1 protein-coding gene is annotated in these 305 nt (G+C 33.4%); it reads left to right on the top strand.

Annotated features, from left to right (window positions below):
* Nucleotides 1-44: 44 nt before the first annotated feature.
* On the top strand, nt 45-305 hold a 261-nt coding region (locus CBI42_RS11725; protein WP_179211434.1), incomplete at its 3' end, for a hypothetical protein.

A 305-nucleotide genomic window follows, 5' to 3' on the forward strand; every position in this document is an offset into this window, starting at 1 on the left:
AATCATGTGATTCTCCTATTTTCGTATAGATGAAAGGAGCGAGTATGGAAGTAATACAATTATTGGCTATGTTTCGTGGAACAATTCCAAAAGATAGAGAGAAAATGGACTTATTTCTTCGTTATCAAGCGCAACATTTTGATGAGAAATGGCAGGATTTGGTAGAGAGTTTTTTGACTGAAGAGGGCAAAATAGAAGAGATACCTCATGTCTATTCGTTTCATCAAGATATTATTTCTTTCCTAGAGGACAGTTCTGAAAATAATGACCAAGATTTAGAAAGTTATACAAGAAATTTTGGACAA

This window comes from Streptococcus sp. KR (genome assembly GCF_002238115.1).
Taxonomy (GTDB): domain Bacteria; phylum Bacillota; class Bacilli; order Lactobacillales; family Streptococcaceae; genus Streptococcus.